Consider the following 17,322-nt stretch of genomic DNA (forward strand, 5'->3'; position numbering starts at 1 on the left):
TCACTTCGCCGTGGAGAGCCACGCGCTCGCGGATCCATTCACTATGGGCCGAGAGCTTGCTGCCAGGCGGATGGCCTTGCCGGGCGGGGCTAAGAGAACCGGATGAACGGTGCAGGATCATCATGTTGTTGACGAACCGAGGCGAAACGCGGAAATGCCGCGCCGCTTCCCGGTTACTGTTGCCTTCATTCACAAACGCAACGACACGCTCACGCAACTCGATCGGATGCGGCTTGCCCATGGCGCTTCTCCTTCCATGGGCAAAGTGAATCACAGATCACACAAAACGGGAATCCCGAATCCGGTTAGCTGCGACACGCTTTAACGCTATTTCAGCCGATCCTGAGGACTGCCGTGACCCGGGATTCATCTCGGAAAATTTCTTCTTGCCGACAACGAAGGAGTCGAAACACCGCTGGCTCGCGGGTTGCACTCACACCCATCCTATGTGCGCAACTGCGGACCGAAAGGGCGGCATCGTGGCCGGCCTCATCCTTGCGAACGACGATCTTGTGTCCGCAACATGAGCGGAAACATCAGGTATTTCGTCCTGATGGTTCTATGGCATGACGGCCGATCTTGCTGTTAAGCAATCTAGCGAGACGCTTGAGCGTTTGGGTAGTGAGGGGAAGTGGCGAGATAGCGCCCCATGTAAACCCTAGTTTGCATTGTTCGGATTTGAAGCCATGTAGATGGCTGTGAAGATGTATAGTGCCAAAGCAAGGGCTGCGTAGCAACCAAATACGATGACGACACCCCTTCCCATCCGGGCTTTCTTCTTGCGTTCTTCGAGCGGCGCTGACTTCCGTTCCAAAGCAGGCTCGTCTTCTGGTCTTACCATTCATAGCCTCCACGCGATGGCAGGCAAACAATGTGTCTGTGACAGAGTTCCGGGCGCATATTCTTTTCTGGTTCGCGGTCGGATCGAGCGGTGACGCTAAGTGCGATGCCCCCGCTCAACGACGATCGAGCAGGGTGACGTGTCGCCGTCAAATCTTCATTAGGCCGTGGAACTTTCGCGACCGAAGTCGGTTCGAGCGCCTCAGCAACTAAGGGGACGCTATGTGTGACGGACGATTTATGCGGCGGAACCTCGCCCAGCTCGCGGAACGAACGCGGCGACAACGATACCTGTCAGCGCTCTCTCAGCACATGGAAAAGCTCCGTGAAATAGAAGCCAATAATTTGTCGACTTGCAAGTGGTCACAGGACCCCGAACCGTCGAAAGACGATGAGTAAGGCGACGGCAGCGATGGAGATACGCTGTACAATATGAGGATCAACGTCCGAGACATTGTGGCCTCTTTCCGATGCGAGGGAGGTAGGCTGCGATGTTGCTGAAAATCAAGTTATCGTCAAATAGAACGACCGCGCGATAGTCGCTTCGACATGAGTGACTAGCTAAAAGGGGATCCAACGGTCGCGTAGGACTTGAGCGAGGTTTGCAAAGTCGCAAGCCCGTAGCGCAGTCGTAAAATGCATCTTGGGAGCCTTGCCGTCATGCTTGATGCGTATATGGATCTTCGTCTGGGTGAAGCACATCGATACGAGCAGGCATAGTGTGCCATTTCCGCGAGGAAGCGAATTATGATGCGCCACTGCCGCCCTGCCGGGCTATTCCAATTGAATCCGCAGCTTTCTGTTTCTCAGCCCAGCGGATACTAGGAAGCGTGCAAGCCCAGCCTTGATGGGCGGGTGGAAGCTGGACTTGCACCTGGGCATTGTGATCGAGGACATTCCCGATCGTGCGCGCGAACTCTCGTCTGACCCGGTGGTTCCACGGGCAATCAAAGATTTGCAATAAATTCGCGAGGCGCTTCAGGATTGGGATCAAGGAAATGCTCAAGTAGCTTGGGTTCATGCACGACAGCCATTGCCTTTTTTCGAGATAGCGATAGAGCGACAAGCCGCTCTGGCGTCTCTAAATGTCTTAGGCCATGGGTTTTCGGGGCACATTTAGTAGCGATTGAGAAGTTGTGACAAAAGTCCTGTTCGCCGGCTAAGGGATAGTATCCATTATAGATGGCGTCGCCGCCAGCGCCGCGGGCTGCTCTCAGCGAGAGGCGGAAACTAGGCGCGGCAGCGGCAGCCCCTCACCAGCGCGCTGGAGCGAGCTTTTCATCGGAAGTTTTGAGGCGGGATGAAACTTTGCCACGGTTGCAGAGTTTGTCGGTGCCCTTGATGACATGAGGTTGAGGATGTCCGAAGTCGCCAAATTGGATGGGAAGAAGATCCTCATCGTCGAGGACGAGTTTTTTCTTGCGGTTGATACCGCGCAATCGCTGGAAGACGCTGGAGCACATGTTCTGGGACCCTGCGGCAATAAGGATGAGGCTCTGCGTATCCTTGCAGAGCATTCCCCAAGCGCTGCCTTGTTAGATATTAATCTCGGCGATGGCTCTGACTTCACGGTGGCTGAGGCGCTTGCAGTGCGCGGAATTCCGTTCGTGTTTATGACAGGCTACGATTTGGAACTTATCCCGCCTCAGTTTGCGGGAGTAGCTCGGCTTCAGAAGCCTATGCGGCTTCGCCAGATCGTTGATGCATTGGAAACGATCATCTAAGTCGCTGACCATGCACGAGGCGAGTCCTGTCGCGAGATCCGCTCGCCTGGGCTTGCGATCCATCGTGGTGATGGCAGAGGCCGTGAAACCATGGACCGGCGGATCCGTTCACGACTCGGACAGGTTTCAAGTGATACCATGCCTGAGATGGATGGAGGTCTGATCATCAACCTGTTACGTGCGCGAGCAGCACGTAAATACACGCGGCAATCAGTTCGGCTGACTCAAACAGAAAGCCTTTGAAGAGATGGTGGGAACACCCGACGTTTTGAAGGAATACAGGGGCAAGCGCATCCTCGTAGTTGAGGATGAGTATTTCTTGGCGGATGAGGTCCGTCAAAAACTTGCAGCTCTGGGCGCAACGGTGGTGGGACCCGTCGCCTCAGTCCGAGATGCGATGGATATGATCGAAGCCTCTGAGATCGATGCGGCCATTCTGGATGTTCACTTGGGAGATGAATTTGTGTTCCCCGTTGCTGACAGGTTAGACGAACTCGATATCCCTTTCGTCTTCGCAACCGGATATGACAGAGCGTTTATTCCAGCTCAATATGCAGGGTTCGCTCTTTGCGAAAAGCCGACCGAACTGGCAAAGATCGCCCGTGCTCTGTGGGACGATGATATCCCGACCTTAAACTAATCATTACGTATTGAGTAACTCGGTGATCCGTTCACGCGCTCTGTTCACGCGGCTTTTCACGGTGCCTGTCGGGCAACCGAAGCGCCTTGCGGCTTCTTCGTAACTAACGCCGTCAATAAAGACGATCTTGATCGCGTCGCGACTGAACTTCGGCAGCGCGGCAATTGCCTTCTCCAGTTCTTGTCCGCGCAGCGACCATTCCTGCTGCGGCTGTACGCAAGCTTTTCGGTCAAGGATGTCGTCCATTCCAACATGTTCGCGTTTCGAAACGCCGAAACGGGTGCAGAACGTGTTGCGCATGATCGTAAACATCCACGATTCGAGCCGAGTGCCCTTCTCGAATTTGTCGAGATTGCTCAGGACTTTCACGACCGTATCCTGGACGAGATCGTCAACGTCGCTAGGAGAGGAGTAAAATCGCCGCGCGAACCTACGAAGCGCTGGCAGGAGTTCGAGCAGTTCTGCTTCAATCTTGGCGTTTTGGCACATCTGATGTTCCCCGTTTACGCACTAACATTTGCCTCCGGAGATTGTTCCTGACTGAGTGCCACAATCAGATGTTTGTGCGCTAGCGTACATAAGCCAGCGGCATTGGGTTAGCGTCATCGTCAATGACTGTACCGATATCGAACGATCTCTTTAGACGTACGGTGTCGCTCCCCTGTCTGACGACAGTGGCCGCGATCTGCCCCACCGTCAGCGTTAAACGTCACTTACCCCGGGTAACAGATCAGCCAGCTGCCCCAGTAGCCAGCGGTGAGACAGCTCAGTATTCATCTTACAGGTTCGTCAAGGTCACGCCGGGTTTTCTTCTGATCCACTGCGCTGATGCGCCAATCACGCTCTCGGTGCACAGAGGCGCCACGTCCCGATCGGCAGCAAAGGCATTCCGACTCTTGCTATCGCGAGTCCCAACCTAGTTGACGTGAATCTTATTGCGATCACCGCCACGCATAAGATTACTCGCCTGCCCTCTTACGACGGCTCCAGATCCTGGGCAGCGAGGTCCCCGGTAGTTCCGAAGCGTCCGAGATGCTTTCAACTGCCGAGTGTACCGATGCCTTCGGATTGCAGGTCCGGTTGCTAACTGCTATGCATAGCATGATTGTTTATTTTCATCTCGCCCGCCCAGCTGCACCGAATTGCGAGCCGGCGTTGATTCTTACGTCAGTTCTTGCTTTCGCTTTCGGGAATTGTAGTGACGATGGTACTTGCCTGTCCTTTTGAGACAAGCACGTTGCCGTGAACGCCGCCCTTGCCCATGTCAACCTCTTCAAGGTTCAGGGAGTCAGATCGCTTTCCCGACTTACCGATCATGGGAGTGGGAAAGGCTCTATCGGATCTGCTTTGCTTGTCGATCATTGAACGTATCCTCCTGGCAACCGATGCGGGAGCGCGATACGATCCCGCTATTCAACAGTGTGACTGGCAGCTAACTGAAGCCCCGAACGTGAGTTCCATTCCTCCTTCAGCCTAACAGCTTGGTACGTTTCCTGACGAACAGCGTTCGCCGCTGCTGGTTCATGACTTTTATTCAGTTGTGCGTGAAGTGCCGTCACCGCCAGGCGGCGGATGCCCCGTTGGCTAGTAGCCGGTCCGGTTTGAGCGATCACTGCTTTAGCAAGTTCGCGCCGCGATTACGTTTTTTTCCAGTTGTCATCGTGGACCAGGGGCGTCAGCCCAGCGCCTGGGCGACTGCGTCGACGTTGATCGGCTTTTCGCAGCGCGGGATATCCGCAAAGCGAGGCGGAAGCGCAGCGTCAACATAGCCTGTCGAAAACACGAACGGGGTGTTTCGATCCATAAGCAGGTCGGCGACCGGATAGGCGAATTCGCCGCCGAGATTGATGTCGAGGATTGCCCAGTCGATCTTGTCCAGTTGCCGGATTAACGCAATCGCCTGCTCCACGGAAGGCACCGGTCCGAGCACCACCGCGCCGGCGTCGCTCAACTGAGTGCGAAGTTCGTCAGCCAGCATATATTCGTCTTCGACGACGAGAATGCGGCGACCTTTCAAAGCGCTCTTAGTCATGACCAGCCTCCGACGTGGTGTCTGATACGGGAATGGAGATGACGCAGTGGACGCCATCTGGTCCGAGGGTGTAAGTTGTTTTCGCACTGAGCTGGTATGGTAATGCCTGCTCGATCAATTCACGGCCTTGCCCAGTGCCACGCGGCGCGCTTCCCTCTGCCGCCATCACCACTCCCCTCTCCCGCCAGTCTATGTGGAGCCACGGCTTGCCTTTGTCGCCAGCGGCTTCGAATGACCAGGCGATTTGGAGGTGCGCATCTGGCTGGCTTAGCGCGCCATACTTGACGGCATTGGTCGCCAGTTCATGGAGGGCCATCGCGAGTGTCTGTACCGTGGACGAGCGCAGCCGCACCCCATTTGGTCCGTTCAACGTCACCTTGTCCGAGGTGACACCCATGGCGGCCAGTTCGGTATGCAGGAGATCCTCGAAGGTTACGCGATCGACGTCATTCAAGCGCGACAGCAGACCCTGGACGCGTGAAAGCGCATCGAGCCGGTCGCGGAAACGAGCCCTGAAGTCAGGAAAATCAGTACTGGCGCGGGCGGTCTTGTCGGCCATCGAGCGAACAACACCGATCAGGTTGCGGGTACGGTGCTGAAGTTCGGCTACCAATACCTTTTGCCGGTCCTCCCATGTACGGCGCTCGGTCGTTTCGATCATTGAGCCGATCATTCTGACGGGTCGCGCAGCCTCGTCGTAGAAGAACCTCCCCCTACCCGACAGCCAGTGTTCCGAGCCGTCTGGGTGCAAGGTGCGAAACTCATGGACGAACTCGGTGTGGTTTTGCATGGCAGCCTGTACTGCCTCCTCTGACACCTGCAGGTCGTCAGGATGGATTCTTGCAACCCACGCCTCGTAACTCGGGTTGACCTCGCCGACAGCGTAACCCTCCATTCGAAAATGTTCATCCGACCAGTGAACCTCGCCGGTCAGGACATTCCAGTCCCAAAGTCCAAGCCGCCCCACCTCGACGGCACTTCGCAGCCGCTCCTCGTTTTGCTCGAGCTGATCCTGGGCGCGTTTCATCTCGGTGATGTCCTGCCCGATACCGCCGATGCGCTCTACCTCCCCGCTCGGTCCGTGAATGGGAAAGTCCGTATCGCGCAGCCAGCGGACGCCGCCGTCGGGACGACGAACACGAAACTCCATGGTGATCTGCTCTCCAGCACAGACCTTGCAGATGCCCTCGCGTACGCGTTCGCGATCTTCCTCCACGATCAGGTTGGTCCAGGTCTGGAGGTCGTCTCCGGCAAGGGCTTCATGGACGGGGAGCCCGTAGATGGTCTCGAATGCAGGGCTCAGGTAATCCCATTGGAGACTTCGGGCGTCCCGCATCCAGATTACGTCCGACGATGCCTCGCCGAACTGGCGCATCCGCGCTTCGCTTTCACGCACGGCAGCTTCCGCCTTCACACGATCGATGGCCGACCGAACCCGGTCGCCGACCTCCCGAATGAGGTAGTCATCCGAGGCGCTCCACGGGCGTGAGGTGGTGTTCTGAACACCAAGAAAGCTGATTTCATCGCGGTCGTCGAACAGGACCAGGTCGGCGAACGCAGCGATCTGACGTTCGCTTAGGTTCGCGCGTGCTGCGTTGTCGAACCTTGGATCCGTCGCCACATCCGAGCTCTTGGTCAAAGTACCCGATCGATAGACACTGAGGAAATTTCGCCCTAGCGGCTCCAGGGAATGCCGTCCGATAATGGACGGCGCATTCGCCGCATATTCGTGGTCGATCTTCAGCTGCCCATCGAAGATTTCGCCGTAGATTACTCGATCGGCACCAAGCTCCTTGCCGAGGTTTCGGATTGCGATCGAAGCGATATCACCAGGCGTCGAAAGGGAGCGTAGGGTGTCTGAGAGGGCCAGCAGGAAACCCTGCCGGTCTTCGTTCAGTTTCCGATCGGTATTGTCCTGGGCAATCTTATAATAGCCTCGCAGGTGGCCGTTATGGTCTCTAAGCGCTATCGTCTGCCCGTCGAGGAAAACCCGCGACCCATCCTTGCGCTGATGCCATCGCATGTCCGCTGCAGCCCCTTCGGCGCGGGCAGTCGACAGTTCACGATCGGGTATACCGGCATTTCGGTCCTCTTCCGTGAAGATGATCTCGCTTGTTTGCCCGATCGCATCCTGAGCCGACCAGCCCAAAATTGCTTCGGATCCGCCCAGCCAGTCGGTGATCCTGTCATTGGCGTCAATAACGATCAGCACATAAGCATGTGCGTTTTCGACAATCAGCCTCAGGCGCTCGTCGGCTGCGCTGAGTGCCGAGACCTTCAACAGCCGGTCGATCACCGGGCCGAGCGTCATGGAATAGGTTTTTAGGAATTCGATATCTTCCTGATCGAATTCGCGTGGCTCACGCGCATCTACCTGCAACACGCCGTAGGGTTTCCGTCCGGGCAGGAAGATCGGCACGTTGACCAGTGCGACGACATGATGATCCGTCAGGAAGGAAGGGAAGACGAACCGTTCTTCGCGAGCAAGGTCATTCGTGATAACCGGCTCTGATTTTTTGATGGCATATGCTTCACACGACCGCTCGCTCAGATCAACCCGTTGATGGCCTACGATACCCTTATCCCAGCCAACGCCGGCTCGAACAATACCCGTGTTCGTCGCTCGCTCAATTTCCAGAACTTTGGCAAGGTCAGCGCCGAGTGCCTCGGCGACCAGCCGGCAGCCTTCTTTGAGGATCTCATCGAGGTCCTCGTGGTCGAGGACGAAGTCCCCGAATTCGGAAAGCGCGCGCTGGCGGCTTACAAATTTGTTCTGAGCGTTCATGACACCCAATGCCTCCTTGCACAGACTGTTCTGGTTCGGGCAGAAAACGTCAGCTTGCTCGCCGCTGTGGCAAACGTATCTGATATAGCAAAACGTTGCGGAAAATCGATCAGCTCTCTCATTGTAATCTGATGGGGGTCGAATTCCTGGCTGTGCCGATCTGCCAATCCGCGCAAAGGATCGATTGCTTGGAAGATCAATTTGTCTCCACAGCAATCTCATACAAACGATGCCTTGGGTGTCGGTTAGTTAATTTTTCAAGATCGTCGGACAAGCGGCGATTGATCACAAAGATCGTTCCTGATTGTCGTCGCGGCGACGCCGGCCTGGCCCATTGCATGGCTGATCTGGTCGAGCCCCTTTACCACGTCGCCCGCAGCATAAAGGCCTCTCACGTCCGTACGCTGGTGATCGTCAACGCGCACGCAGCCCTCCGCCAGAAGGGTCGCTCCGAGCATCTGAGCGAGATCGGATCGGACAGTCGTGCCTAATGCGGGATAGACGGTATCGAATCGTGATCTCGACGTTAGATTACGGACGACGATCGCTTCCTGCTCCAACTCGAATTGAAGTGGTCCGATTTCGATGCGTATCCCAACTTGCGCCAACCGATTCCGTTGCGTGCTGTTTAGGTCGACGCCTTTTGGGCATAACAGTGTGATGTGGGGGGTATAACTTCTGAGAAAAACGGCCTCGTGAAAAGCTCGTTCACCTTGGCCCACAACAGCCACACGCTTATCCGTAATTTCGAAGCCGTCGCATACGGGACAGTAGCGCAAGAGGCCGCGCCTTAGCGCTTCATCATGCATGGCTTTTGGCATCTCGGGTGCCCGATTGGTCACCCCTGTAGCAATAAGAACGGTGCGTGCCTCCAATGTTTTCGCTCCGAACGAGACCACGAATTCACCCTTCTCATGGGTGAGAGCATCGACCCTCCCTTGGCGGATTTGAGCTCCGTATGAGCATGCCTGTGTGCGCATCCTTAGCATCAGATCCGAACCGCTGATGCCGCCTGGGAATCCGGCATGATTGTGTGTGATGGGAATGGTGGCTGCCCTGCCAGATCCGTCATCGAAAACGGTCACCGCCAGATGATAGCGCGCGAGATATATCGCAGCTGTCAGCCCAGCCGGTCCGCCTCCGATGACAGCGCAATCCAACGATCTCGGTTCCGTACTGGTGTTCACTTGCAGAAGCCTCTTTGTACGTTGGCGATGAGAAGGGCAGATGAACCAGCTGGCGCGCTGAAAGTTGCAAACCCTTCCGCGCCGGCCAAATCGGCCGGGATTTCGTGTCACCTGGAACAGCCCGTGCGGACGCAATCGTCGTAATGCCAAGGCAAATCCTGGTCCGTGCGGAGGCCTAGGTTTCGAACATATTCACGGTTCATGCCAGTCGCGGAGGAACTCGCAGGCGTAAGAGATTTGCGGAGAGCCGTGTGAAGGAGCGTTCCGGTACCCGACGCCGCGGCTTCAGTCAGTCGACCTGCCATGCCCGTGCGCTTCGCTTAGCGCTTGCTGCAGCGCGTCTTGCGAAAACGGCTTTGCAAGACGATGCATATCGCTCCGCACGCCGTCGGGAAGTTCTGCATAGCCGGTGGCGAGGATAACGGCGACGGCTAGATATTTCTGCAAAACGACTTCCACCAGTTCCGCCCCTGTCATGTGTGGCATTGCGTGGTCCGATATCAATACGTCAGGCAGTTCCCCATGCTCCAGCAGCATCAGAGCCTCTTGGCCCGACTGCGCCCGCATCGTTGAATGGCCGATGTCTTCCAGCATCAGCACTGTATTCATCAACACCAGGGCATCATCATCTACCACCATGACGGTGAGCGGCTCGACCGCAAGATCCGGCGCCGTTTCAGGGTCGGAACTCTTTGTGTCGTTGAAAGCGTCTGCCAACGCAACGGGCATCCAAAGTTCTGCCGTAGTACCGCAGCCCTGACGAGACTTCAGATTGAGCGCGCCACCTGATTGCGCGAGAAATCCTTGCACCATTGGCAAACCGAGACCAGTACCTTTTCCGACGCCCTTGGTCGTGAAGAAGGGCGTCATGGCCTGCTCGAGGGTCTTGGCATCCATCCCCTCGCCTTCGTCAGCTACTGTTAGACAGACGTAGTCGCCCGCGGGCAGGTCACGGATCTCTTTCGCTTTGACCGCACGCCTGCGACCGCCAATCGTTATCGTGCCGCCGCCTGGCATGGCATCGCGGGCGTTGACAACGAGGTTTAGCAGTGCCGTCGCCAGATGGTTGGGATCTGACATTACCATCGGTAAGCGCAGCGAAAAGGTGGTCGCGATCTCGATCGATCCACCGATCGTCCGCTGAAGCAGGTCGGCCATGCCTTTGACAAGGGCTTGCACGTCGACAGGCTCGAGCTTGAGCTCCTGCTTGCGCGAGAACGCAAGAAGCCGCTGTGTCAGGGATGCACCGCGTTTGGCGCCCAAGATCGCGTTGTCGATCAATTGGACGACGTTTTTGCCCTCAACCGCGCGGCGGCGCGCGATCTCAAGACTGCCAAGGATCGCCGTGAGCAGGTTGTTGAAGTCATGGGCGATGCCACCAGTGAGCTGGCCTACCGCCTCCATCTTCTGTGCCTGGAAAAGTTCCAGCTGTGCCTGTTCAAGCGCCTCTTGCGCGCGACGCTTCTCGGTGATGTCCCGCGTTACTTTCGCAAAGCCGATCAACGCGCCATCGTCACTTCGGATCGCGTCAATGATCACGTTTGCGAAGAACCGGCTTCCATCCTTGCGAACCCGCCAGCCTTCGCGCTCGAACCTGCCTTCAAGGGCCGCAGTTTCCAATGCTACCCGCGGAAGGTCGTCCGCCATGTCCTCTTTGGTATAGAACCTGGAGAAATGCTCACCGATGATCTCTTCCGGCTCGTACCCTTTGATGCGTTGCGCGCCAGCATTCCAACTTGAGACCTTACCTTCAGGATCGAGCATATAGATGGCATAGTCGGTGACACCCTCGACGAGCAGCCGGAATTGCTCCTGGCTGTGCCTGAGGACAGTCTCCGCAACTTTGCGCTCCGACAGGTCGCGGGTGATCTTGGCGAAGCCGAGAAGCTGCCCTGACGGGTCTCGGATTGCGTCGATGACTACATGCGCCCAGAACCGTTCGCCATCCTTGCGAACGCGCCAACCCTCTGCTTCGAACCTCCCATCCTTAGCCGCGGTCTTCAATGCCGTCTGAGGCTTACCTGCCTTGCGATCTTCCGGCGTATAAAATCTGGAGAAATGCTCGCCCAGAATTTCCTGCTCGCTATACCCCTTGAACCGATTAGCGCCGGCATTCCAGCTGCTGACATGACCTTCGGGATCAAGCATATAAATCGCATAGTCGGTGATCGCATCGACGAGCAACCGGTAACGCCCCTCCAATAAATTGGATTGGAGCGAGCTTGTATCAGCGGACATAATTTCCCTTCCGAGCCTTGGCGCGAGCCCCCTAAGCCTTGACCGTTCCCAAGATAAGTAACGTCCGATTTCGTCAACCCAAGTCTTGGTACGGTAAATGACATTTCTGGTGATCCCTAAATTTGCGCTGGTGTCCTCAGCCACTGCGAACCGAAAACTCGATGATCTGGAAGATGTCTTGACGGCCTGATCTGGCAGGGCCCGACGAGATTTTATGCGGGGGGGACGGTCGCTCCGTTGTTTACCCCTGGCGAAGGTAATAACGCCGGTTCACGCAGGTGGTGACTGCTGGTGTTAACCCTGTGCTTGCATCCTCCTGAAAGACGACTTGGAAGCGATGCAGCGATCGTTGGTACGGTATTGGACAGGGAACCCATCTTTCCCTCGGCAAGTTGACGGGCGACCAGACACCAACCCAAGAGGATAACTCAATGGCTTCCACGAAGACGCTCGATGATCTGTTTCTCGACACCCTTAAGGATATCTACTTCGCCGAAAAGCAGATCCTGAAGGCTCTACCCAAAATGGCCCGTGCCGCGCAATCCGAGGAAGGTAAGGCTGGCTTCCTCCAGCACCGTGATGAAACTCAGGGGCAGATCGAGCGCCTGGAGCAGGTCTTTGAATTGCTGGGCAAAGCCGCGCGCGGCAAAACCTGCGAGGCAATCCAGGGTATCATCGCCGAAGGCGAAGAGATCATGGAAGAATTCAAGGACAGCCCTGCCCTAGACGCCGGTCTGATTTCGTCGGCTCAGGCCGTTGAGCATTACGAAATTGCGCGTTATGGCACGTTGATTGAATGGGCCAACCAGCTCGAACTCACCGACGCGGTCCCGTTGTTGCAGGCAAACCTTGAAGAAGAAGAAGCGACCGATGAGAAGCTGACGCAGTTGGCGAAGTCTTCCGCTAACGCCAAGGGCAAAAAGGCCTCCTAAGCCCGAAGAATACGTTCGTCTAGGCCGCCTACGGGCGGCCTTTTCTTTTGGATGAGGTCCGCATGACCCACTTGGTAGAGATTTTCCTCCCTGTCAGCGTTGATGATGCCCAGTCAAAGATCGAGGCTGTTCGTCAGGCACTGGTTGACAAATACGGCGGCGCTACTCTCCACATCAACGCTCCTGCTGAAGGCGTGTGGCAGGATGAAGATACAGTTGAGAGCGACCGTATTGTTGTGGCCGAAGTTATGGCTGAAACGCTCGACATTGCTTGGTGGCGCTCGTATCGGGGCCGACTGGAGGCCACGTTTGATCAGGACGAGATCCTGATACGGTCGACAGAGATCACCCGTCTTTAAAGACGTGAATGTCGAAGCGCGCACACACAGAAAAGCTGGCTCGTTCTGTCCGAGCCAGCTTCTTGTCCACGAGAGCTGCAGGAAGCTGGCGGCTACCTGCGTGCCGACGATGGTCGGTGAGCCAATCATTCCCAGCGCTCGTCGTCAAGCTCGCGACGGGAAGTGGCTCACAAGGCCATATCTTGGTTACTTGTAACCTCTAGCCCGAAGTTCGTCATCACGCGTCACGTGGGTCGTACCAACTGCACCACCAATCCAGGCGGCGATTGCACCGACAGCCGATGCGACGAAGGCGATGATGGCGCCTGTTGCGATGGTGGTTGCTGCAAGCTGGGCGGCTTCGGTTGCTTGCTTCTTGGCCTCTTCGACCGACTGACGATACTGGGTTTCGTACTGCTGGACCTGCTGGCGAGCCTGTTCGACCGGAATATTCTGGGCGCGAGCGAGCGCTTCGGACGCGCGGATGCGTGCTTCCTCAATCTGAGCCTGGTCGCCCGTCAGCATGGCCTTCATAGAGGCGACAGCAGTATCGCGCAAAGCTGCCGGGTCATTGCCGCCGCTGGCATCACGAATGCTCTGTTCGATGCCGGCCATTGGATCAGCTGCCGTGGCAATCGAAGGAGCTGCGGTCGTTGCAGCAGTGGCAGCTGTCGAACTAACACTGGACACGATCCCACCGAGTCCGCTGAATGCGCCGCCGATGATCGCGCCGACCGAGGTCGTCAGGAGATAGACGACGACCAGTGTAGTTACGGCCCATGAAGCCAAGCCATGAAGCGAACCGGTGGAGCGTAGCGGGCGACCTGAAAGACGGCTTGCTACATAACCACCTGCAAAGGCCGCGATGATGCCGCTGGCCAAGAACCAGATCGCGCTCCCGATCGAAAGTGTGCTTGCGGCAGGCGTATCATTGGATGCCGGATCGATAACGGCTGCACCAATGCCAACGCCTAAAAGATTAAGGAGGATGTGGACGGTGAGGGACAAGGCGACGCCTGCAAAAATCGCGCCCCACGACACCTTGTTATAGGCTGCGTTGAGATATGGATCGGTCGTGCGCGTATGCAGCTGCGCGACGGTGACGGGTTCGGTCATAGCTTTATCCTCGTTGCTCACGGCGGTGTGATTGTGGCAGCAACGTGGCGAACTTTATTAGGTTCCCTTGTTTGACGGTTATCCTGACTTTTTCACAAGAGCAGATACGGGAAATCTATTTGAATGAAGGATCGACCGTATTTTACATGATCGAACGCGAGGGCGTATGGTTGCCTTGCAAACGATTATTCGGCCGACCCAAGGCTCATACGAATTATCTAACCAGGATTTTTGCCGAACGGGGATACCTTGTCCGAGTGACTGAAAACTTATGTCTCTTCAAGTAGTATCAAACACCGAATGTCCGTTCTCTCCGCGACGGCGCTCGCAACATATGGCTCTGATCGGCTTGTCGCCGCTAACTCACTCGATTAACACTACCGTCGTGTGGTCGCAGCTCGTTTCGCCCGGGATCCGCATGAATGTGGAATAAGCACCTGCCACGTTAACCGAAGCGACGTGGACACATCTTCGCCGGCCGACGTGACAGCGGGCGTGGTTGTTAGGAACGTGCCCCCAAACCGCGTACCAAAATGGATGAGTGCACGATGGCTTCAGCACCACTTTGAGAACGAGCCCGATGCAATCAATATTCTCGCCTGATCGATGGGTTCGGCGGCTGTTGTCATGCTGGATGTCAGTTCGTGGAATGCGGCTCCTGAGGCTTCCAACTGACATTACTGCATAAGCCTCTTCAACAAGACGAGCGAGATAAAAGCCTTCAGCTCGGCAGTTAGCTTCACCTCGCCCCATCGACAACGGCAACGATCCCAATTAAGTCAACGGCAAGAACGGGGGCGAAAGCTTGCCGCCTTGTGAAATGTGGCGGAGCCTTCTAGCGTGCGGCAGGGGCAGTTGACGGGAAAATACGAGTGATACACACACTTCCGAGACTTGAAACCGGCATTCCAGGGTTGGACGTCGTGCTGGGCGGCGGGCTGGTAACGAGCGCGTCATACATCCTGCAAGGCCACCCGGGGGCAGGAAAAACGATCTTCGCCAATCAAATTGCCTTCAGAGCAGCAGAAAGGGGCGTCAAGGTACTTTACGTGACGCTGCTTGCCGAGACACACGAGCGGCTCTTTCAGGCGCTTGGAACTTTGGACTTTTTCCAAGCAGGACGTCTCGGCGTCGACGTGACTTATGTGAGTGTCTTCCAGACTTTACGCGAAGAAGGCCTGTCGGCCGTCGTAAAGCTCATTCGGCAGGAGATTTCGCGCCAGGGAGCCACTCTGCTGGTTTTCGACGGACTGTTGAACGCGCGCGACCGAGCTGACACCCAGCTTGATGTCAAAACCTTCGTTGCGGAAGTGCAAAGCCAGGCTGCTTTCGTTGGCTGCACTGTGCTGTTTCTAACGAGCAGCCGCATTGAGGAGGAAAGCCCCGAGCACACGATGGTTGACGGGGTTATTGATCTGCATAACGAGCTCAGCGGCGTTCGCGCGGTTCGGCGGCTTCAGGTCAAGAAATCAAGAGGGACGGCTGCACTGGGCGGCTACCACCAGTTCGAGATTACGTCCCAGGGTGTCTCGGTATTTCCGCGTATGGAGGCCGTCCTTGCGCATACCAGCGTCCCTGATCAGGCCCTGCACGGTTCGGTTCCGACGGGAACGCGCGGTTTTGATGCGCTTGTCGGCGGGGGCCTGCCTGAGGGGTCGGTCTCATTAGTGTTCGGACCATCGGGAAGCGGCAAGACCTCGTTCGGCCTCAATTTCTTGTCACTGGCGACGGAAGATGAGCCGGCGCTGCATTTCGGGTTTTACGAGACCACGGCCCGTCTGCGTGCCAAAGCAGCGACGCTCGGTCTGAATCTTGAGGCGCCGATCAACAGCGGTGCGCTTGAGATGCTTTGGAACCCGATGACCGAGAATCTTCTCGATAAGCTTGGGCACCGACTTCTTGATGCCGTGCGTTCACGCGGAGTGAAGCGGTTGTTGATTGACGGGCTAGGAGGCTTCGAGCGCGCTGCGGTCTATCAGCCGCGGATGGTCGAATTTTTCGCAGCACTGACAAACGAATTGCGCGCGCTGAACGTTACCACGATTGCGACTTGGGAACTACGCGACCTGTTCGGACCAACAGTGACTGCCCCGGGATCGGAAGTCTCCAGCCTACTGGATAATCTGGTGATGCTGCGCCATGTAGAAACCGGCTCTCGTTACAGAAGCACCATCTCGGTTTTGAAGGTACGCGACCGGCCGTTCGAACCGGTTATCCACGAGCTCGGCTTCGGGCCAAGGGGGATGGAAGTGCGAGTTGCCCTTGAACCTGTTGCGGGTGCCGCAACGGGATTAGCGCAGGCGACAGTGTGAACATGGGAACGTATAGCTAGTATGCCGCTGATCGTCATAGCCGAGGATGAATTCCTGATCGCTGACGTTCTGGCGATGATGCTGGAAGACGCTGGCTATGAAGTTGCCACAGCAGCTCATGGCAAGGCCGCTTTGGCGCTGGTGAAGGAAAAGCCGCCGGCGCTCGTCATTACCGATTTCATGATGCCGCTGATGACGGGGCTCGAACTTGCGCAAGCGATGCGCGCTGATGCCGCTCTTTCATCCATTCCCATCATGCTTGTGAGCGGCGCGCAGGGAAGCATAGGTCGAGCCCACCCGCACATTTTTGATGTCGTATTGGACAAGCCTTATGAGGAGAAAAAACTCATCTCCACCGTTGTCAGCCTCATTGGTAGCGCTCAAGCGCTGGGCTAACCTCAATCTTCTAAGGCATTAGACGCGCTCGATGGCGTCTCGCATATCATTGATGCCGAATGGTATTTGGAGCACCCTTCCCTCACATTGACTACGGGCTTTCTTCACCTTGAGCTTGCCCGCACCCCCTGCGATCGCAGCGGTTCGTCGTGCTTGAACCTGTCGTGACACTGCCGAGTTAGATAAACGCTTCAAAGCGTCAGGCGGCAAGCAGACGGCTGATAATCTCGCCGGGCACCTCGGTTGAATGCTCATAGCCGATATAACGAAGCTGTTGGTCGTCGTCCTACGAGATCCGGGTCGTCCTTTTTACTCGAGGCATGGTTTAGTCGAGCAGGTTCCGGCGGACACGATACTTAGTTCAGCTTCAGCTCAGCTCGTGCCCGTCGCGATGCCGGTATGGCGCCAGTTGGCAGAGATCACAAGCGGCCGACCGCCCTTGCGCCATAATCAGCCTGTGGCGGCCGGCCAGCGGCGCCCTGACTGATGTAACGCATCCCCCCGTCTACGGTCCCTTCACGAGTATACCACGACGCCGAGGGACCAGGAGGTCATCATAGTCGAGGGTTCAGGTCAGATGGGAAGTGATCTCGCCGGCGCAAGAGTGAAATGAGCGCCCGACAGCCGGCCAAAATGATCTGCAAAAGAAACAAACTCGATGATCACGCAGATGAGAGTTCGGACCCGAGAGACGTTACCTCCTGAAGTCGAGGAGGGGGCCGTAGATTGACCTGCTACCTAGCGCCCTCGCAAGTCAAGAGTGGTCTGAAGAGCTGCCGCGT

The 17,322-nt window shown here is 56.6% G+C and carries 14 protein-coding genes and 1 pseudogene; 6 read left to right on the forward strand and 9 right to left on the reverse strand.

Annotated elements, in window-relative coordinates; genetic code table 11:
• Both BM216_RS27130 and BM216_RS27135 read right to left on the reverse strand, forming a co-directional pair.
• Positions 1-241 (reverse strand): annotated as a pseudogene (locus tag BM216_RS27130) (transposase); the annotation flags it as partial.
• A 417-nt stretch (positions 242-658) separates the two neighbouring features.
• Positions 659-841: a hypothetical protein gene (locus tag BM216_RS27135; protein ID WP_093002501.1), complete on the reverse strand. Its 183-nt coding sequence runs from the start codon at positions 839-841 to the stop codon at positions 659-661.
• A 1,357-nt stretch (positions 842-2,198) separates the two neighbouring features.
• On the opposite strand from BM216_RS27135, the gene BM216_RS27140 reads away from it, so the two are divergent.
• Both BM216_RS27140 and BM216_RS27145 read left to right on the forward strand, forming a co-directional pair.
• Complete coding sequence (locus tag BM216_RS27140; RefSeq protein WP_177230936.1) at positions 2,199-2,564, forward strand: response regulator; 366 nt, start codon at positions 2,199-2,201, stop codon at positions 2,562-2,564.
• Positions 2,565-2,814: 250 nt separating this feature from the next.
• Complete coding sequence (locus tag BM216_RS27145) at positions 2,815-3,204, forward strand: response regulator (RefSeq protein ID WP_244530351.1); 390 nt, start codon at positions 2,815-2,817, stop codon at positions 3,202-3,204.
• Between the two features lie 3 nt (positions 3,205-3,207).
• Here BM216_RS27145 and BM216_RS27150 read toward each other — a convergent pair whose 3' ends face one another.
• From BM216_RS27150 to BM216_RS27180, 6 genes are all read right to left on the reverse strand, one after another.
• Positions 3,208-3,693, reverse strand: a complete 486-nt coding sequence (locus tag BM216_RS27150) for a sigma-70 family RNA polymerase sigma factor (RefSeq protein WP_093002507.1) — start codon at positions 3,691-3,693, stop codon at positions 3,208-3,210.
• Between the two features lie 678 nt (positions 3,694-4,371).
• A complete protein-coding gene (locus BM216_RS27155) occupies positions 4,372-4,566 on the reverse strand; it encodes a hypothetical protein (protein WP_093002509.1) in 195 nt (64 codons plus the stop codon).
• 313 nt (positions 4,567-4,879) lie between these two features.
• A complete protein-coding gene (locus tag BM216_RS27160) occupies positions 4,880-5,236 on the reverse strand; it encodes a response regulator (RefSeq protein ID WP_093002511.1) in 357 nt (118 codons plus the stop codon).
• Complete coding sequence (locus BM216_RS27165) at positions 5,229-8,021, reverse strand: PAS domain-containing protein (protein WP_177230937.1); 2,793 nt, start codon at positions 8,019-8,021, stop codon at positions 5,229-5,231. Before BM216_RS27165 ends, BM216_RS27160 begins: the two co-directional genes overlap by 8 nt.
• Before the next feature lie 257 nt (positions 8,022-8,278).
• A complete protein-coding gene (locus BM216_RS27175) occupies positions 8,279-9,208 on the reverse strand; it encodes an NAD(P)/FAD-dependent oxidoreductase (protein ID WP_177230938.1) in 930 nt (309 codons plus the stop codon).
• Positions 9,209-9,493: 285 nt separating this feature from the next.
• Positions 9,494-11,446: a hybrid sensor histidine kinase/response regulator gene (locus tag BM216_RS27180; RefSeq protein ID WP_093002515.1), complete on the reverse strand. Its 1,953-nt coding sequence runs from the start codon at positions 11,444-11,446 to the stop codon at positions 9,494-9,496.
• Positions 11,447-11,877: 431 nt separating this feature from the next.
• On the opposite strand from BM216_RS27180, the gene BM216_RS27185 reads away from it, so the two are divergent.
• Both BM216_RS27185 and BM216_RS27190 read left to right on the forward strand, forming a co-directional pair.
• Positions 11,878-12,378 carry a YciE/YciF ferroxidase family protein gene (locus BM216_RS27185; RefSeq protein WP_093002517.1) on the forward strand — a complete coding sequence of 167 codons (501 nt, stop codon included), beginning with the start codon at positions 11,878-11,880 and terminating at the stop codon, positions 12,376-12,378.
• Between the two features lie 62 nt (positions 12,379-12,440).
• Entirely contained in the window at positions 12,441-12,737 is a 297-nt protein-coding gene (locus tag BM216_RS27190; RefSeq protein ID WP_093002519.1) for a hypothetical protein, read from the forward strand.
• Positions 12,738-12,923: 186 nt separating this feature from the next.
• On the opposite strand, the gene BM216_RS27195 is transcribed toward BM216_RS27190, so the two are convergent.
• The gene (locus tag BM216_RS27195) at positions 12,924-13,832 is read right to left on the reverse strand and encodes an aldehyde dehydrogenase family protein (RefSeq protein ID WP_093002521.1); all 909 of its coding nucleotides are present in this window, start codon (positions 13,830-13,832) and stop codon (positions 12,924-12,926) included.
• Between the two features lie 872 nt (positions 13,833-14,704).
• On the opposite strand from BM216_RS27195, the gene BM216_RS27200 reads away from it, so the two are divergent.
• Together BM216_RS27200 and BM216_RS27205 are read left to right on the forward strand one after the other, a co-directional pair.
• On the forward strand, positions 14,705-16,144 hold the full coding sequence (locus BM216_RS27200; protein WP_244530352.1) for a DUF7125 family protein: 1,440 nt from the start codon (positions 14,705-14,707) through the stop codon (positions 16,142-16,144).
• 21 nt (positions 16,145-16,165) lie between these two features.
• Entirely contained in the window at positions 16,166-16,540 is a 375-nt protein-coding gene (locus BM216_RS27205) for a response regulator (protein WP_093002523.1), read from the forward strand.
• Positions 16,541-17,322 lie beyond the last annotated feature (782 nt).

The sequence above is a fragment of the Rhizobium sp. NFR07 genome (genome assembly GCF_900111905.1).
Lineage (GTDB): Bacteria > Pseudomonadota > Alphaproteobacteria > Rhizobiales > Rhizobiaceae > Neorhizobium.

Bases quoted from the DNA above. Each gene is read 5' to 3' on its own strand.
- BM216_RS27205 (WP_093002523.1), top strand. From the start codon at position 16,166: ATGCCGCTGATCGTCATAGCCGAGGATGAATTCCTGATCGCTGACGTT.
- BM216_RS27190 (WP_093002519.1), top strand. From the start codon at position 12,441: ATGACCCACTTGGTAGAGATTTTCCTCCCTGTCAGCGTTGATGATGCC.
- BM216_RS27135 (WP_093002501.1), bottom strand. From the start codon at position 841: ATGGTAAGACCAGAAGACGAGCCTGCTTTGGAACGGAAGTCAGCGCCG.
- BM216_RS27195 (WP_093002521.1), bottom strand. From the start codon at position 13,832: ATGACCGAACCCGTCACCGTCGCGCAGCTGCATACGCGCACGACCGAT.
- BM216_RS27150 (WP_093002507.1), bottom strand. From the start codon at position 3,693: ATGTGCCAAAACGCCAAGATTGAAGCAGAACTGCTCGAACTCCTGCCA.
- BM216_RS27165 (WP_177230937.1), bottom strand. From the start codon at position 8,021: ATGAACGCTCAGAACAAATTTGTAAGCCGCCAGCGCGCGCTTTCCGAA.
- BM216_RS27140 (WP_177230936.1), top strand. From the start codon at position 2,199: ATGTCCGAAGTCGCCAAATTGGATGGGAAGAAGATCCTCATCGTCGAG.
- BM216_RS27155 (WP_093002509.1), bottom strand. From the start codon at position 4,566: ATGATCGACAAGCAAAGCAGATCCGATAGAGCCTTTCCCACTCCCATG.
- BM216_RS27180 (WP_093002515.1), bottom strand. From the start codon at position 11,446: ATGTCCGCTGATACAAGCTCGCTCCAATCCAATTTATTGGAGGGGCGT.
- BM216_RS27185 (WP_093002517.1), top strand. From the start codon at position 11,878: ATGGCTTCCACGAAGACGCTCGATGATCTGTTTCTCGACACCCTTAAG.
- BM216_RS27160 (WP_093002511.1), bottom strand. From the start codon at position 5,236: ATGACTAAGAGCGCTTTGAAAGGTCGCCGCATTCTCGTCGTCGAAGAC.